Origin of the sequence: Neptuniibacter sp. (assembly GCF_024231755.1) — a bacterium.
In the GTDB taxonomy this organism is placed as follows: Bacteria; Pseudomonadota; Gammaproteobacteria; order Pseudomonadales; family Balneatricaceae; genus Neptuniibacter.
In genome coordinates this window covers 1-13,477 of record NZ_JAAEQH010000260.1, presented here as the reverse complement: position 1 = coordinate 13,477, position 13,477 = coordinate 1, and the positions used below count along the sequence as shown (strand labels likewise).

Sequence of the window (13,477 nt, the reverse complement as noted above, 5' to 3'; positions counted from 1 at the left end):
TGTAACAGACTGAGATCGCGGTTCATGCTGGTCCTTTCAATTGACGTTTTCAATTGCCGCCGGAGGCAGCTTATTTACTGAAAATAAGGGGCGGAATTATACCTGAGATCAGCACTGGGATTAAGTCCTGTTTTTAATGGATATGTTATCGGCAGCGAGGTGAGTAATTTGGAGATATTTCATGGCCGGTCTATGCTAAAAACAGGTTTTCTAACAAACGTTTGTTTTTGGTATTGATTTTATGAACCCTGAAAGGCGTATCTACCCTCGTATCCATGTTGAACTCCCTGCTGAAGTTGAAGCGAGCACAGGTGAAACCGCTGATGTAACAGTGCTTAACCTGAGTGTTGGAGGTTTGTTGGTAGAGGGTGGAGTCGAGCTAGCCGGGCTGAAACCACCGGTAGAAGGTGTGCCACTGGAGTTGAAGCTGCATTTTGGTCTTGGTGATGAGGCGGTCCACTGCCACTGTCGGGTGGTCTATAACCAACGCTTATCGCAGTTTAAGCATCGCTTTGGGCTGACCGTTCTCAGTATGGATCAGTCAGCCATTCAGCATTTACAAGCTTTTATCGAGTCTCGGCTTAAGTAGATCACTTCCCAATTAGGCTCTGATCCAAGCCCTATCCAAGTAAGCCCCTGTCTAAGCCTCTGAAGTCGCTGCTCCCTCATACTCGGTTGGTTTCAGCCCTAGTTTGGCTTTACCGTTTTCAATAATGGTGATCATCGCAGGGACAAACAGCAAGATAAGCACCGTTCCGTATGCCAGACCAAACACAATGGCGGTCGCCATAGGGATCAGGAATTGAGCCTGCAGGGAGGTCTCAAACAGGATAGGAGTCAGGCCCGCAATGGTGGTCAATGAGGTCAGCAAAACTGCACGTAAACGCTGACAAGCTGCTTCAATAATCGCTTCCTGTACAGCCATGCCCTTCTTCCTCAATCCCTTATAGAAAGTGACCAGGACAATTGAGTCATTGATCACAATGCCTGAGAGACCGAAGCAACCAAATAGGGAAAGTATGGTCATATTCATTCCCATTAATCCATGCCCGAAGATGGCGCCTGTGAGTCCTAATGGGATTGCTAACATAACGGCAATTGGCCAGCTGTAAGAGGAGAAGACCCAGGCCAGGATAATAAAGATCAATACAAGCGCCAGTACCAGACCCAGTTTCATATCTGAAAGGGTTTCGCGCTGGCTTTTGTTACGACCTTCAAATATAGCGCTTACACCGAATTCACTGGTAACCTGCTCCAGTTTCCCTGCTTTTAGATCTGCAATGATCTCATCGGCATTGGCTGCGCTTTCGTCAAGATCTGCACTGACTTTGATGGATAGCTGACCATCTACACGGGTCAGGGTATCTAAGCCCTGCTTAGCTCTGAAGCTGACCACATTACTTAGCGGTGTTGTGCCGCCGCCAGGTAGTACAACCGGCAGTTGTTCGATAACACTGAGGCGGTCACGTTCATGATCTGGTAGCTGTATCCTGACTTTGACCTCATCTCTGTTCTGATAGAAATTTTGTACCTCCAGGCCGTCGAAGGCTGCGCGTAGCTGACGGCCGACTGAATCCAGAGTCAGTCCCGCAGCTTTGCCAGCGGGTGTCAGTTCGTAAATGAGCTGTGACTTACCGAATGGAAGATCGTCATCGATATTATTCAGGCCTACGTAACCCTTCAGTTGATCCTGAAGCGCCAGTGATGCTTGCTTGATTGCGCGGATATCGGTTCCCGATAGTTTTACCTCAATTGGTTTGCCCGGAGGGCCTGTTTTGGAAACACTGATAGCAAACTTTTCTATCCCAGCAGGAACCTGAATCCGCTTGCGCCACTCTCTGTTGAATTCACTGGTGCTGATTTCACGACTATCCCCAGGATGGAGCTCAATCACCAGAGAACCAAACTCGTCGCCGGTACTACCGCCAACCGCGGTACGAGAAAAAGATGCTGTTCTCAGTTGCTGGAAAGCGACTTTGATATTACCGCCGCCTAATGCCTTATCAGTTTCAAAAAGAGTTTGGTCAAGGTGCTGTAGGAACCTGTCCACATGTAGGCTATCGGTGCCTGAAGTGAACTGTACATTAGCCGTCATGGTGTCCCTTTCTACCGCCGGGAAAAAGGTGAACTTAACTCTGCCCCCCATAAGTAATCCGATGGCTATCACAAACAGAGCAAAGGTCGTTGCAATGGTTGCCCAGCGGAATTCAATTGCACGGCTTACCAGCTTTTTGAACAGGTTGTCTCTGAAGTGATTGAAGCCATTTTCCAGGCGTATTCTGGTTTTCGATGGGTGCAGATCTTCCGCTTTCTTAATACTGTGGTGCAGATGTCCTGGTAGGATAAGGAAGCACTCGACCAGGGAAGCCAGGATGACACAGATCACAACCGTGGGAATATCGATCAGGATATTACCGATTCGGCCGTCGATCAGTAGTAGAGGCAGAAATGCGGCAATGGTGGTGAGTGATGAAGCGGTAACTGGTGCCAGCATGCGGTGGGCTCCGCCAATGGCCGCCTGTAGGCCGGGCTCACCTCTTTGAACATGGGTTAGTGTGTCCTCACCTACCACGATTGCATCGTCAACAATGATACCCAGTGCCATGATCAGACCAAACAGGCTGATCATATTGATGGTGCCGCCTATACCGTAAAGGATTGCCAGGGTTGCCATAAATGAGACTGGAATCCCTACGGTGACCCAGAAGGCTACACGTGCATTCAGGAACAGGAACAGAATACCAATCACCAGAATCAGACCGCCTAAACCGTTTTTCAAAAGCAGATTGATACGCTGTTGAACCGGCTGCCAGCGTTCGTCATAGGTGACCAGTTGAATATCAGCTGGCAGGGTAGGACGTGTGACTTCTAACCAGTCGTAAAGGATCTCAGCTGATTTAAGCGTATCCTGATTTTCAGTACGGCGTAGGCGCAGCATAACTGCGGGTTTGCCTTTGTAATTGAGCAGAACCTGACTGTCTTTGGTGCTTAGTGAGATGTTTGCAATATCACCCAGGCGTACCAGCCGTCCATCCGTATCAGTGATAATTGGTAACTGTTGGTAGCCTTCGACATCGCGTTGCTGATTCAGACTGCGAATTTGGCGAGAACCATCCCCTTTAGCTGCGGTTCCAGCGGGGAGATCGAGGCTGCGTAGGCGAATATTGCCGGCAATCTGAGCCATGGTCATGTCCAGCTCATTTAGCTGGGCAGAAGGCAGTTCTATAGTGATCTGTTTGTCGGGCAGGCCGGTAAAATCAACTTTGTTGATACCACGGTCCAGCAGCTCCTGTTCGAAGCGTTGCGCAATAGGGCGTAACTCTTCCAGCGAGCCGTTTTCACTGCTGATGATCAGGCTGGCGATCTGTTCATAACGGATAATTCGCTGGACCAGTGGCTCCTCCACATCGGAGGGTAGCTCGTGCCGGACGCTGTCGATTTTCTGCTTAACTTCATTCAGCATGTAATCGATATCAGTATCTTCATCGATCTCCAATCGGATAGAGGCTGAACCCTGTTTCGCTGTTGAATAGAGGGTATCTATCCCGGTCAGCGATTTTAGCTCCTCTTCTATAGGGAGAATGATGGAGCTTTCCACATCCTCAGCAGCTGCTCCACTCCAGATTACCTGAACGGTAACGACATCCAACTCAAAGTTCGGGAAAAACTGAGTATTCAGTTTCTTAAGACCCCAGGCCCCCGCCAGAAGCATTAGCAGCATAAACAGATTAGCTGCAACCCGGTGACTGGCGAAAAGTGCTGTCAGGTTTTGTAGCGGTCCCTGATAGTTACGCATCGGTAGCGACCTCTTTTACCCGAAGGCCTGTAATGGCATTGGGTAACTGGGTGGTGACAATGCGATCTCCAGGTTGCAATTCGTTACTGCGGATAAGTACTACAGGGTCGCCTGCACTGTTTTTGCTATCCCCTATGCGGTTAACTGAAACCGCCTGTAGACGTTCATCAACTACCTTGTAAACACGGTCGAGGCCGTAGAGCGCGATGGGAGGGATTGGAATCACCTGGTCTAGCGCAGGCAGGTGAACATCGATCGATAGAGAACGTCCTGGTTCAGGTTGGTACTCAGTGGTCTGGATCTGGAAGAAAGCATCAACCCCCGCGCGTCCTCCATTAACTTCTGCAGCGATGCGGTCCAGCTGCAATTCTAGTGATTGGCCGTCGATCTGGCCCTGAGCAGAAATTTGATTCAATTCAGATTGTAGGGAGCGTAGTTGTGGTAAAACCCGACTAGGGATCTGGCTGCGGACTTCTAAGCGCTCAAGGCTATACATCTGTAACAGTGGATCACCTGCACGTACCCGGTCACCGGGGGCTACATTCAGGTTAGCGATCCTGCCGTTAAACGGAGCTTTAATCTGTGTTCTGGTTAGATCCAGCTGTGCTGATTGCAGCAGGCTGGTGGCACGTTGTAGCTGCGATTCAATCTGGCGAATACGGTTAGGGTGGTCAGCAATTGATTGTTCCCGTTGCGTCAGAGATAGCCGTTGTTGTTGCGAGTCGCGGCGCGCTGCATCCAGTTGTTCCTGGCTGCTGACTTTCCTTTTGATCAGGTTTTCATAACGTTTAACGGTCTTAAGGCTTAGCTGGAGCAGATTTTTTTCGATTTTGAGAGCCTTAAGGTCGGCTTCATGGCGGACTTTTTCTGTTTCAAGTTGTGCTTCGTAATTGTTTATATCTGCCTGACGCTGGGCAACAAGCAGTTTGGCATCACTATCATCTAACTGGATTAGCACCTCATCTTCCGCAATAGATCGTCCTTCGTCAGTATTCACCTCTTTCACAAAGGCTGTCACTGCGGAAGTGGCTTTTGTCATACGTGGTGTTTCAACTTTGCCATACAAAACAAGTGTGGGCTGATGTTGCCCAGGCTGTGCTGAGATGGTTCTTACACTCCAAACCTTTTCTGTGACCGGACGTGATGGCGTTTGTGGTTTGCTCGATACCATCAGAGTGGTCAAAGCAATACCTGCGGCAATAATCAGAATCGGCAGAATCCATTTCAGTTTTTTGGCTTGCGGCGTAGCGGTTTCACTCATCTGTTGTTCCATTACCAGGGCGTAGCGAATGATATTGCGAATTAAGAACCACTGGTTCCCTCATAGATACTCCCAATATTAGCCGAATCAAATCTATAAGGTCAGCCATCGTTGCGATTCTTTACAATAAATACAGACATGATTTGTTCGCTCCCGCTGTTGTGCTAACTTACTGAAAACAAAAATCAAGTTGGAGCAGATCATGCACACAGGTAGTGTACGTTGTTTAAACGCAGCTGGATTCCATCAGATGACCTACAGGGAATGGGGAAGTGCGGATAATGACCGTGTTCTGGTGTGTGTGCATGGGCTAGCTCGAAACAGTCGTGATTTTGATGATCTGGCCTTGGCGCTGTCGCGGGATTATCGTGTGGTCTGCCCGGACATCGTGGGTCGTGGCAGCAGTGATTGGCTACCTAGTGGTCAGCCTTACGGTATTCCTCAATATATGAGTGATATGACCATGCTGCTGGCGAGACTAAATGTAGATCAGGTCGACTGGGTTGGCACCTCAATGGGCGGTATTATTGGTATGTGTATGGCTGCACTACCAAATTCGCCTATCAAACATCTGGTTCTTAATGATATCGGTGGTTTTGTTTCTGCTGACTCACTGCAGCGTATCTCTGGTTATCTGGGCGATAAACGTTTTACCTCCCTAGCTGATGCCGAAGACTATATGCGTACCACCTATGTGGCTTTGAGAAACATCACTGATGAACAGTGGCGTCATCTGGCAAAGCACGGCACACGTCAGTTGGAAAGTGGTGAGTTTGCTTTGCACTACGATCCGGTTATTGCAGAAACTACGAGTGAAAACAGTCATCAGGATGTGGACCTTTGGCCGGTATGGGGAGCGCTCCAGATCCCTCAGCTACTGATCTGGGGTGAGGCTTCAGATGTATTGGAGGAACAGACAGTACGTCGTATGCAGGAGAACGATAAGCTGGATCTGTATTCTCTGCCTGAGATTGAGCATGCCCCGTCCCTGATGGAACCGGATCAGATTCATTTCATCCAGAACTGGTTACGCGAACATCGTAATAAATAAACTTTTAGCAGGCTTCGAAATATGAGTGTTATTACCCGCTGGCCGCAAGACCAGCTTTGTCTGAGTTATCGGGAAAGAGATGAAGCCGTTGCTGCGGTTGAAAAAGCTTTTGCCTCTACCCTTGAATCGCTAAAAGTAGATATCGGGCTGGTGGATATGTTTGAGGCGATCTACGTGCCTCTGGGTGCATGGCTGACCTGTCGCAAACGACAGAAGGATGGCCCATTAGTCATCGGGATTAATGGTGCGCAAGGGGCAGGTAAATCCACACTGTTTAACCTGTTAGAAGTGATCCTTACCGATGGTTTCGGTTTGAAGGTCGTAGGTTTCTCCATCGATGACCTCTACAAAACGCATGATGAGCGTGTGAATCTGTCTGAAACTGTGCATCCGTTACTGAAAACGCGAGGTGTACCAGGCACTCACGATATTGAATTGGGTATCGATATTCTTAACTCCCTGAAAGAGGGAGATGAAAACAGTGTGACTAAAATCCCGGTCTTTGATAAATCCACCGATGACCGTTGCCAGGCAGCCGTGTGGCAGGAGTGGATTGGACCAGCAGATGTGATTGTGTTTGAGGGCTGGTGTGTGGGTGCGGATCCTCAGACGCCGGAACTGTTGCCCGAACCAATCAATGAACTTGAACAAGCAGAAGACCCAGATGGTTCCTGGCGTGATTATGTGAACGCGCAACTTTCTGGCATCTATCAGGATATGTTCAGCATGCTTGATGTATTAATTATGCTGAAAGTGCCAAGTATGGATGCGGTATTTGAGTGGCGTTCGTTGCAGGAGAAAAAATTGGCTGAGAGGGTTAAATATATCTATGACACCCAGCAGCCTACTGAACATCTGCGTATTATGAATGAAGAGCAGATAAAGCGTTTTATTCAGCACTATGAGCGTCTTACCCGTCATATGCTGGAAGAGATGCCGGATCGGGCAGATATCACGCTGTACCTGAACGATAATCACAAAATTTCGGATATAAAAATTAACAGCCCTCTACAGAGCTGTGGTTAAGGTTTTACGATGATTAATAAAATTAAACTTCTGTGTCTCTCTTGTGTTCTTATGCTGTTAGCTGGCTGTCAGACCGCTTACTACTCGGCTATGGAACAGGTGGGTGTGCATAAGCGCGATATTCTGGTTGATCGGGTTGAAGAAGCCCGTGAATCTCAGGAAGAAGCCCAAGAGCAGTTTAAGGATGCGTTAGAGCAATTCCGATCTGTGGTTAGCTTTGATGGCGGTGAGCTGGATAAGCTCTACAACCGTCTGCAGGGTGAATATGACGATAGTGTGGAAGCGGCAGAGGATGTCAGTAACCGAATCCGTAAGGTAGAACAGGTGTCGGAGGATCTGTTTGAAGAGTGGGAAGAGGAGCTGACTAAATACAGTAATCAGAATCTTCGTAACCAAAGTGCTGCCAAGCTGCGTAGTACCAAAACCCGCTACCGTGATCTGATCCGCACATTGAAACAGGCTGAGAAACGAATGCCTCCGGTACTGAGTGCCCTGCAGGATAACGTTCTGTTTTTGAAGCACAACCTTAATGCGCGTGCGATTGGCTCGCTAAAATCAGAGTATAAGGGCATTAAAAGCAATATCGATCTGTTGATTCGCGATATGGAAAAAGCGATCAATGAATCGGACCGTTTTATTGCAAAAATGTCTGAAGGTTAACCGCTATCAGATAGGGAAAAACGTCATTGATGCCGCACTGTGAACCACCCGGTTGATAGTGCGGTTTGTACTGTCAGATATGATGTTAGCCATCATATCCTGAATGCCGATTAACTTGCCTAAAATCCTTTCATAGCTGTAGTTAGTGATCCCTTCTGGGGATATTCCATTGCTGAGAATATACAAATTGCCCTGTGGATCTTTACGATTATTCAGGTGCCATGCGGCTGCTTCCAGGTTTCGTGCAGAGTTATATAGCTTCTGTTGATCAACCTCATCCAGAATGAAGATCTCTTTTTTCCCGTTGTAAGAAGCATCGAGCATGCCGGTGAGGCCGGCCATAAAGGCAAATACCCGATCTCCCTCAAACTCTTCGGAAAATGCTAGAGGAACTGCGTCCACGCCATCTTTATGACCTAGTTCAGCAAAACCATCTGGCAGTCTCTGAATAGGGAACAGCTGATCAAGCCGCTTAGCTATGGTCATCTCGGGGTTCTTCTTCAGCTCTTTGGGATTACGCTTGTAGAGCTTTACAGTGAGTTCTCTGGTTAGACGTCGCCACTCCTTGAGATTAACATCTGTAACCATATCGATATCAGATTTAGCCAGGTTTTTGATGTCGAAGGGTTTTGCATTTTGCTCCATGCAACCAGAAGCGAAAATTAGTAAAGCAGATAAAAACAGTAGACGCATGAGTGTCCTTAAAACGAGCAGCGTATCGGCTTCTATAGTCGTAACGACTAATTCATATGAGTAATCGTTACGACTATATAAGCCGATACGCTGTATGGGAAGAGGTACTTCAGTAGATGAAAGCACTTGACGAATGGCTTAGTTCAGAAGGCTGCCGAGCTTTACAGAATCACTCTCTTAGTGGTGGTTGTATCGCTGATAGTCGTCAGGTGGTACTGGACGACGGGCGACAGATCTTTGTGAAACAGATGCCCCAGGCTGTTGCGGGAATGTTTTTGGCGGAGGCGGCAGGGCTGGAGGCTTTAGCTAAACACTCACCTCTTAAAGTACCTGAGGTGGTTTTTCAGAATGAAAATCTACTGATTCTGGAGTTTATCGAAGCAGCTAACAGGAAAACACAGTTTGAAGAGGTTCTGGGGCAAGGGCTTGCAGAATTACACAGTAAGTCAGCAGAAGGGTTCGGTTATCGTATGGATACCTTTTGTGGTTCCACCAAACAACCCAATAACCTGATGTTGGATGGCTATCAGTTTTATGCTGAAAAGCGCTTTCTTTATCTGGCTAAACAGTGTCTGTCCAAAGGTTTGCTTACCAAAGATGATGTTAAGCAGGTCGAGATGCTCTGTAGCAATCTACCTTCGCTTATCCCTGAGCAGAAACCGGCACTGCTTCACGGTGATCTATGGTCCGGGAATGTGCATGTATCGGAGCAGGGTTTACCTGTATTAATAGATCCTGCTGTGTATTGGGGATGGCCGGAAGCAGATTTGGCGATGACCCAATTATTTGGTGGTTTCTCAGGTCGATTCTACGATGCTTATCAAGAGGCAAGGCCTTTGCAGGGAGGTTGGAGAGAGCGAATGGATCTCTATAATCTCTGGCATCTTCTTAATCACCTATTGCTGTTTGGCAGCGGTTATCTGCCTGATGTGAAGCGTGTAATCTGTAGATATACCTAACCCTGATATTTTCTTTTTGGTGATAGGTTTAAACCTGTCCTGTTTATGCTAATTCTGCTTAACCTCTGTGGTATAGTGCCCAGCAATTAAGTCACACAAAACGAGTTCAGTCTTTATGAAAAATAAAGGTGATCTGACCGCTACGCGGCGGGAGTACCTAGCGAAACCGCTTCATCATTCCGATCTGGAAACAGATCCGGTAGAGCAATTTGCACAATGGATGGATGATGCCATGGCGGTTACGCCTGATGATGCTACTTCTATGACACTGGCGACTGCCAATAGTCAGGGGATGCCATCTGCGAGAATCGTATTACTTAAACATTTTGATCAGGATGGCTTTGCCTGGTACACCGATTATCGCAGTCAGAAAGGCGATGATCTATCTGAAAACCCCCAAGCGGAGATCATGTTCTACTGGTACGGTCTTGAACGTCAGGTACGTATTCAAGGGCAGGTAGAAAAGTTAAGCCTGGAGCAAGGCGCAAAATACTTTAATGAACGCCCTTTAGGCAGCCGTCTGAGTGCTGCGGCCTCTTGTCAGAGTCATCCCGTAGCCAGTCGTGAAGCTCTAGAGCAGGCGGTACGTGAGCTGGAAGAAAAGTATCCTCAGGGTGACGTGCCTCATCCAGAGCAGTGGGGTGGGTACCTGTTACGCCCAAGTCGCTTTGAATTCTGGCAGGGGCGTGAAAGTCGTCTGCATGATCGTTTCCAGTTTAATCTGGATGATGGTGAGTGGAAGGTGACGAGGTTGCAGCCATGATGAGAGAAAATGATTCGACGCTGGTTCGTGTAGAACCTGAAGGTGAAGTTAAAGCTTGTGTGATCTGGTTACATGGTTTGGGAGCTGACGGCTATGACTTCCAGCCTATAGTGCCTTATCTGAAACTGCCCCAGTTATCTTCAGTTCGTTTTTTATTCCCTCATGCTCCTGTGATGCCGGTGACGGTAAATGGCGGCATGGAGATGCGTGCTTGGTACGATATTCTAGAGATGAATATTGATCGCAAGGTGGATAAAACCTCCTTGCTTAGTTCATCAAAGCGGATAGCTGCATTGATTGATAGTCAGATTGCTGAAGGGATCCCTGCGGACAAAATTATCCTGGCAGGCTTTTCTCAGGGTGGTGCAGTGGCTTATCAAACCGCACTCTGTTATCCAGAGCGATTGGCGGGGCTGGTTGCTTTATCGACCTATATGGCAACAGAAGATGAAATTGAACAGCACAAGCATCTGGATAATGCTGATTTACCTGCATGGGTCGCTCACGGTTCCTTTGATGATGTTGTTCCTATGCTGCTTGGTGAGCAGGCAATCGAAAAGCTGCAGGCAATGAATTATTCCCCTGTCTGGTCCACCTATCCGATGGGACATGAAGTGTCACTTGAAGAGATGGAAGCTCTAGGAGAGTGGATCGGTCAGAGACTAGGAGAGTTAGATTAATGAAAGTTGAAAATGACAAAGTAGTACTGTTTCACTACTCGTTGGTAAACGCAGAAGGTGAAGTACTGGACGGTTCTCGTGGTGCAGAACCACTGCCTTATCTGCATGGTCACAGTAATATTGTTCCGGGCCTGGAAGCAGCAATGGCTGGACATCAAGCGGGTGATAAACTGCAAGTTAAAGTTCAGCCTGAACAGGGCTATGGCCTGCGTGATGAGAGTAAAGTTCAGGTGGTGGATCGTGCATCTTTTGAAGGTTTTACTGAGCTTGCAGAAGGAATGGTTTGCCAAATGGAAGATGACAACGGTGAACTGCAGCTGGTTGGTATTACAAAGATTGAAGATCAGGAAGTGACTGTGGATGCTAACCACCCGTTTGCAGGTATTGAGCTGAACTTTGATGTGGAAATTATGGAAGTACGAGATGCAACGGCGGAAGAGCTGGAAGCAGGGCGTATTGATTTAGGTTAAAAGAGGGAGGTCGATTATTCGACCTCTTCTAATGGAGATAAAAGATGCGTTTATTACTCGCTTTATTAATACCCTGGTTGCAGTTTTTCACTATAGGTCGTCCGATAGCGGGCATTGTCTGCTTAATTCTGCAACTGACACTGATTGGCTGGATTCCTGCCGCTATCTGGTCTGTTTACGCACTAAGCCAATACAAGACTGATCAGAAGATACAGGATGCATTAGAGGATAAATAACCTCAGTCGTCTAAACCGATCAAGCGTCATCGATCTTTAAAAGGCCGTTTCCTAGGGAGCGGTTTTTTTATGCCTGCTTTAAGTCGTATTACTTAACTCTCTCCTGCCACTCCAGATCTCCAATCTGAACATTTAGCCATTCAAAGCCGATCCTTTTAGCCACGGCTGCTGCCCCGTCCAGGCTTTTAAATTCCCTTTCCGACTTAGAACGTTGTAGTTCCAGCGTGATTGTTTCGCCTTGTTTAGTGACGAATTTCAGGGTCCATCCCCGAGCCATAGAGATGGGAATTGCCTGACAGGAATCAAACACACCTGCTTTAAATAATAACTTCACTTCTTTCTCTTGCATCTTCATATCTCCATAAATGAAGTGTCTTTTATATATATTGAATAGTCTAATACAAAATATGATTTATCGCAAATAAGTATAGATAAGAGTTTATGCGTAAGTTATTGAAAATAAAAAGGAAATTTTGTTTTTAAAATTAATTTTCAGAAGGAATTTTGCTGTTTGTAAGTTGTTGAAATATAAGAATATTTTTATTCTGGTTTTAATGGTAAAAAGTTATATTAATATTGTTTTGATATTTCTTTTTGTGGTTTGGAATCATCAGTATTGTTTTTTGATTTATTTTGGTCACTTTTTGCCGTTTTTGCGTCAAAAGTCAGGTGTGAGATAGGGATAAGGCTGGGATGAGCCAGGTATGAGATAGAGAGAAAGACTGATCTCGAGCGAGTTATTTCAGATTGTAAGAAGAGCAGTGAAGCTAAAAGCTCAAGGAATCTCTAGGCAATGTGAAAGGTGAGAGGATGATTTGGTGGAATATGTATAAAAATAAGGCGACATAAATTGTCGCCTCACCAAGTGCTAAAAATTGTTAGGGGATAACAGTCACGATATACCGAGCTTGGCTTCAACTCGGGCCAGAATCTCGTTCATGTCATCAATAGTAGATTCGGATTTACTTACAACAGGAGAGATTTTGAATGTGTCGAGGAAGTCGACCATGAACGTTTCATTGTTCATCTTTTCCAGTTGTGCAGCGGTCCAGGCATTGGTTTGATATGGCATGGGGCACCTCCATCAGGAACTCGCAGATCTATTTATTTTTGTGTGTACACGAGCGCAGAGAGCAGCACTATTGGCTGCCTCCTTAGGAAGTTATGGTTCATATATTGATTTTTTTCAAATAGAAACAGCCAACGTTAAAAAAATTCATTTTAGTATTTTAGTGTCTGGGCAATTTTCTTGAGCTATATCAATAACCCCTAATCTGTAAAAGAGTAACCTAGTCACCAATAACTACGAGTAAAACGAAATAAATTCTTGTGAGGGTGTCGTAATGGTTGATGCATATAGTATGGAAGTTCTGGTTCCTAGCCTGGCTATGATTGCAGGTATGACAGTTGCAATGATTTGGGCTTTCGTGAAAGTTCGCGAGCTGATGAACGAAGATCAAGAAAAGTAATAAGCTTCTAAGCTGGTATACAAGAGGTTGTCTGTCACCTTCCTCTTATTCTTCCCCCAGTAGCTTATGATCTGCGAAAAAAGACCAGTTAATGGTCTTTTTTTGTGCGTGTTCCAAAAGCACTGGTAGATGGCAAAAGGTCAGACTTGATTAGTATCAACTTTGTTCCGGTTGGGGCTAAAAAAGTGACAGCAGCTCCTTCCTTTTTGTACTTTTCTTAGACTAACTCCCTATATATTGTCTGGTTAATTTCCGTACAATTAAGTATCCCTGATCAAAGGGACTCCGCCAATAACAATAACAGGAGATGGGAAAGTGGCAGAAGTACGAGAAAGAGGTTTCTACAAAGTACGCTACGGTCAGCGTTGGATTGCGGCATTCTGGTGTGGAGAACTTTGGGGATTACCTGATGA

15 protein-coding genes are annotated in these 13,477 nt (G+C 46.5%); 10 read left to right on the top strand and 5 right to left on the bottom strand.

All coding sequences use genetic code 11. The features are described from left to right. Positions 1 to 241: 241 nt before the first annotated feature. Positions 242 to 589: a PilZ domain-containing protein gene (locus GY843_RS14370; protein WP_297310625.1), complete on the top strand. Its 348-nt coding sequence runs from the start codon at positions 242 to 244 to the stop codon at positions 587 to 589. A 51-nt stretch (positions 590 to 640) separates the two neighbouring features. Here GY843_RS14370 and GY843_RS14365 read toward each other — a convergent pair whose 3' ends face one another. Together GY843_RS14365 and GY843_RS14360 are read right to left on the bottom strand one after the other, a co-directional pair. Then, on the bottom strand, positions 641 to 3,796 hold the full coding sequence (locus GY843_RS14365; protein ID WP_297310624.1) for an efflux RND transporter permease subunit: 3,156 nt from the start codon (positions 3,794 to 3,796) through the stop codon (positions 641 to 643). Continuing rightward, positions 3,789 to 5,057 (bottom strand): HlyD family efflux transporter periplasmic adaptor subunit, encoded by a 1,269-nt coding sequence (locus GY843_RS14360; protein ID WP_297310623.1) that lies wholly within the window; start codon positions 5,055 to 5,057, stop codon positions 3,789 to 3,791. Before GY843_RS14360 ends, GY843_RS14365 begins: the two co-directional genes overlap by 8 nt. Before the next feature lie 202 nt (positions 5,058 to 5,259). On the opposite strand from GY843_RS14360, the gene GY843_RS14355 reads away from it, so the two are divergent. From GY843_RS14355 to GY843_RS14345, 3 genes are read left to right on the top strand one after another with little or no spacing between them, the layout of a single operon-like run. Next, positions 5,260 to 6,108: an alpha/beta hydrolase gene (locus tag GY843_RS14355; protein WP_297310622.1), complete on the top strand. Its 849-nt coding sequence runs from the start codon at positions 5,260 to 5,262 to the stop codon at positions 6,106 to 6,108. 21 nt (positions 6,109 to 6,129) lie between these two features. Then, complete coding sequence (locus tag GY843_RS14350; RefSeq protein WP_297310621.1) at positions 6,130 to 7,134, top strand: hypothetical protein; 1,005 nt, start codon at positions 6,130 to 6,132, stop codon at positions 7,132 to 7,134. A 9-nt stretch (positions 7,135 to 7,143) separates the two neighbouring features. Continuing rightward, positions 7,144 to 7,794 carry a DUF2959 domain-containing protein gene (locus tag GY843_RS14345; RefSeq protein ID WP_297310620.1) on the top strand — a complete coding sequence of 217 codons (651 nt, stop codon included), beginning with the start codon at positions 7,144 to 7,146 and terminating at the stop codon, positions 7,792 to 7,794. Between the two features lie 6 nt (positions 7,795 to 7,800). On the opposite strand, the gene GY843_RS14340 is transcribed toward GY843_RS14345, so the two are convergent. Then, entirely contained in the window at positions 7,801 to 8,487 is a 687-nt protein-coding gene (locus GY843_RS14340; protein WP_297310619.1) for a hypothetical protein, read from the bottom strand. Between the two features lie 116 nt (positions 8,488 to 8,603). Between GY843_RS14340 and GY843_RS14335 the strand changes: the two genes are divergently transcribed. The 5 genes from GY843_RS14335 to GY843_RS14315 all read left to right on the top strand — a co-directional run bounded on the left by GY843_RS14335 (position 8,604) and on the right by GY843_RS14315 (position 11,595). Next, positions 8,604 to 9,446, top strand: coding sequence for a fructosamine kinase family protein (locus tag GY843_RS14335; RefSeq protein ID WP_297310618.1), 843 nt, complete (start codon positions 8,604 to 8,606; stop codon positions 9,444 to 9,446). 115 nt (positions 9,447 to 9,561) lie between these two features. Further along, the gene (pdxH, locus tag GY843_RS14330) at positions 9,562 to 10,209 is read left to right on the top strand and encodes a pyridoxamine 5'-phosphate oxidase (protein WP_297310617.1); all 648 of its coding nucleotides are present in this window, start codon (positions 9,562 to 9,564) and stop codon (positions 10,207 to 10,209) included. Then, complete coding sequence (locus GY843_RS14325) at positions 10,206 to 10,889, top strand: alpha/beta fold hydrolase (RefSeq protein ID WP_297310616.1); 684 nt, start codon at positions 10,206 to 10,208, stop codon at positions 10,887 to 10,889. The genes pdxH and GY843_RS14325 overlap by 4 nt, the downstream gene beginning before the upstream one ends. Beyond that, the gene (locus tag GY843_RS14320; protein WP_297310615.1) at positions 10,889 to 11,359 is read left to right on the top strand and encodes a peptidylprolyl isomerase; all 471 of its coding nucleotides are present in this window, start codon (positions 10,889 to 10,891) and stop codon (positions 11,357 to 11,359) included. Before GY843_RS14325 ends, GY843_RS14320 begins: the two co-directional genes overlap by 1 nt. A gap of 44 nt (positions 11,360 to 11,403) precedes the next feature. Then, positions 11,404 to 11,595, top strand: a complete 192-nt coding sequence (locus tag GY843_RS14315; RefSeq protein WP_297310614.1) for a YqaE/Pmp3 family membrane protein — start codon at positions 11,404 to 11,406, stop codon at positions 11,593 to 11,595. Positions 11,596 to 11,683: 88 nt separating this feature from the next. On the opposite strand, the gene GY843_RS14310 is transcribed toward GY843_RS14315, so the two are convergent. Together GY843_RS14310 and GY843_RS14305 are read right to left on the bottom strand one after the other, a co-directional pair. Then, positions 11,684 to 11,944, bottom strand: coding sequence for a hypothetical protein (locus tag GY843_RS14310; protein ID WP_297310613.1), 261 nt, complete (start codon positions 11,942 to 11,944; stop codon positions 11,684 to 11,686). A gap of 543 nt (positions 11,945 to 12,487) precedes the next feature. Next, positions 12,488 to 12,667 (bottom strand): hypothetical protein, encoded by a 180-nt coding sequence (locus GY843_RS14305; protein WP_297310612.1) that lies wholly within the window; start codon positions 12,665 to 12,667, stop codon positions 12,488 to 12,490. Between the two features lie 271 nt (positions 12,668 to 12,938). Between GY843_RS14305 and GY843_RS14300 the strand changes: the two genes are divergently transcribed. Continuing rightward, positions 12,939 to 13,064 (top strand): hypothetical protein, encoded by a 126-nt coding sequence (locus GY843_RS14300; protein ID WP_297310611.1) that lies wholly within the window; start codon positions 12,939 to 12,941, stop codon positions 13,062 to 13,064. Positions 13,065 to 13,477 lie beyond the last annotated feature (413 nt).

Excerpts from the sequence above, each read along its gene's own strand:
- GY843_RS14305 (WP_297310612.1), bottom strand. The coding sequence starts at position 12,667 with ATGCCATATCAAACCAATGCCTGGACCGCTGCACAACTGGAAAAGATG.
- GY843_RS14360 (WP_297310623.1), bottom strand. The coding sequence starts at position 5,057 with ATGAGTGAAACCGCTACGCCGCAAGCCAAAAAACTGAAATGGATTCTG.
- GY843_RS14350 (WP_297310621.1), top strand. The coding sequence starts at position 6,130 with ATGAGTGTTATTACCCGCTGGCCGCAAGACCAGCTTTGTCTGAGTTAT.
- GY843_RS14300 (WP_297310611.1), top strand. The coding sequence starts at position 12,939 with ATGGTTGATGCATATAGTATGGAAGTTCTGGTTCCTAGCCTGGCTATG.
- GY843_RS14325 (WP_297310616.1), top strand. The coding sequence starts at position 10,206 with ATGATGAGAGAAAATGATTCGACGCTGGTTCGTGTAGAACCTGAAGGT.
- GY843_RS14335 (WP_297310618.1), top strand. The coding sequence starts at position 8,604 with ATGAAAGCACTTGACGAATGGCTTAGTTCAGAAGGCTGCCGAGCTTTA.
- GY843_RS14320 (WP_297310615.1), top strand. The coding sequence starts at position 10,889 with ATGAAAGTTGAAAATGACAAAGTAGTACTGTTTCACTACTCGTTGGTA.
- GY843_RS14345 (WP_297310620.1), top strand. The coding sequence starts at position 7,144 with ATGATTAATAAAATTAAACTTCTGTGTCTCTCTTGTGTTCTTATGCTG.
- GY843_RS14315 (WP_297310614.1), top strand. The coding sequence starts at position 11,404 with ATGCGTTTATTACTCGCTTTATTAATACCCTGGTTGCAGTTTTTCACT.
- GY843_RS14365 (WP_297310624.1), bottom strand. The coding sequence starts at position 3,796 with ATGCGTAACTATCAGGGACCGCTACAAAACCTGACAGCACTTTTCGCC.
- GY843_RS14355 (WP_297310622.1), top strand. The coding sequence starts at position 5,260 with ATGCACACAGGTAGTGTACGTTGTTTAAACGCAGCTGGATTCCATCAG.
- GY843_RS14340 (WP_297310619.1), bottom strand. The coding sequence starts at position 8,487 with ATGCGTCTACTGTTTTTATCTGCTTTACTAATTTTCGCTTCTGGTTGC.
- pdxH (WP_297310617.1), top strand. The coding sequence starts at position 9,562 with ATGAAAAATAAAGGTGATCTGACCGCTACGCGGCGGGAGTACCTAGCG.
- GY843_RS14310 (WP_297310613.1), bottom strand. The coding sequence starts at position 11,944 with ATGCAAGAGAAAGAAGTGAAGTTATTATTTAAAGCAGGTGTGTTTGAT.
- GY843_RS14370 (WP_297310625.1), top strand. The coding sequence starts at position 242 with ATGAACCCTGAAAGGCGTATCTACCCTCGTATCCATGTTGAACTCCCT.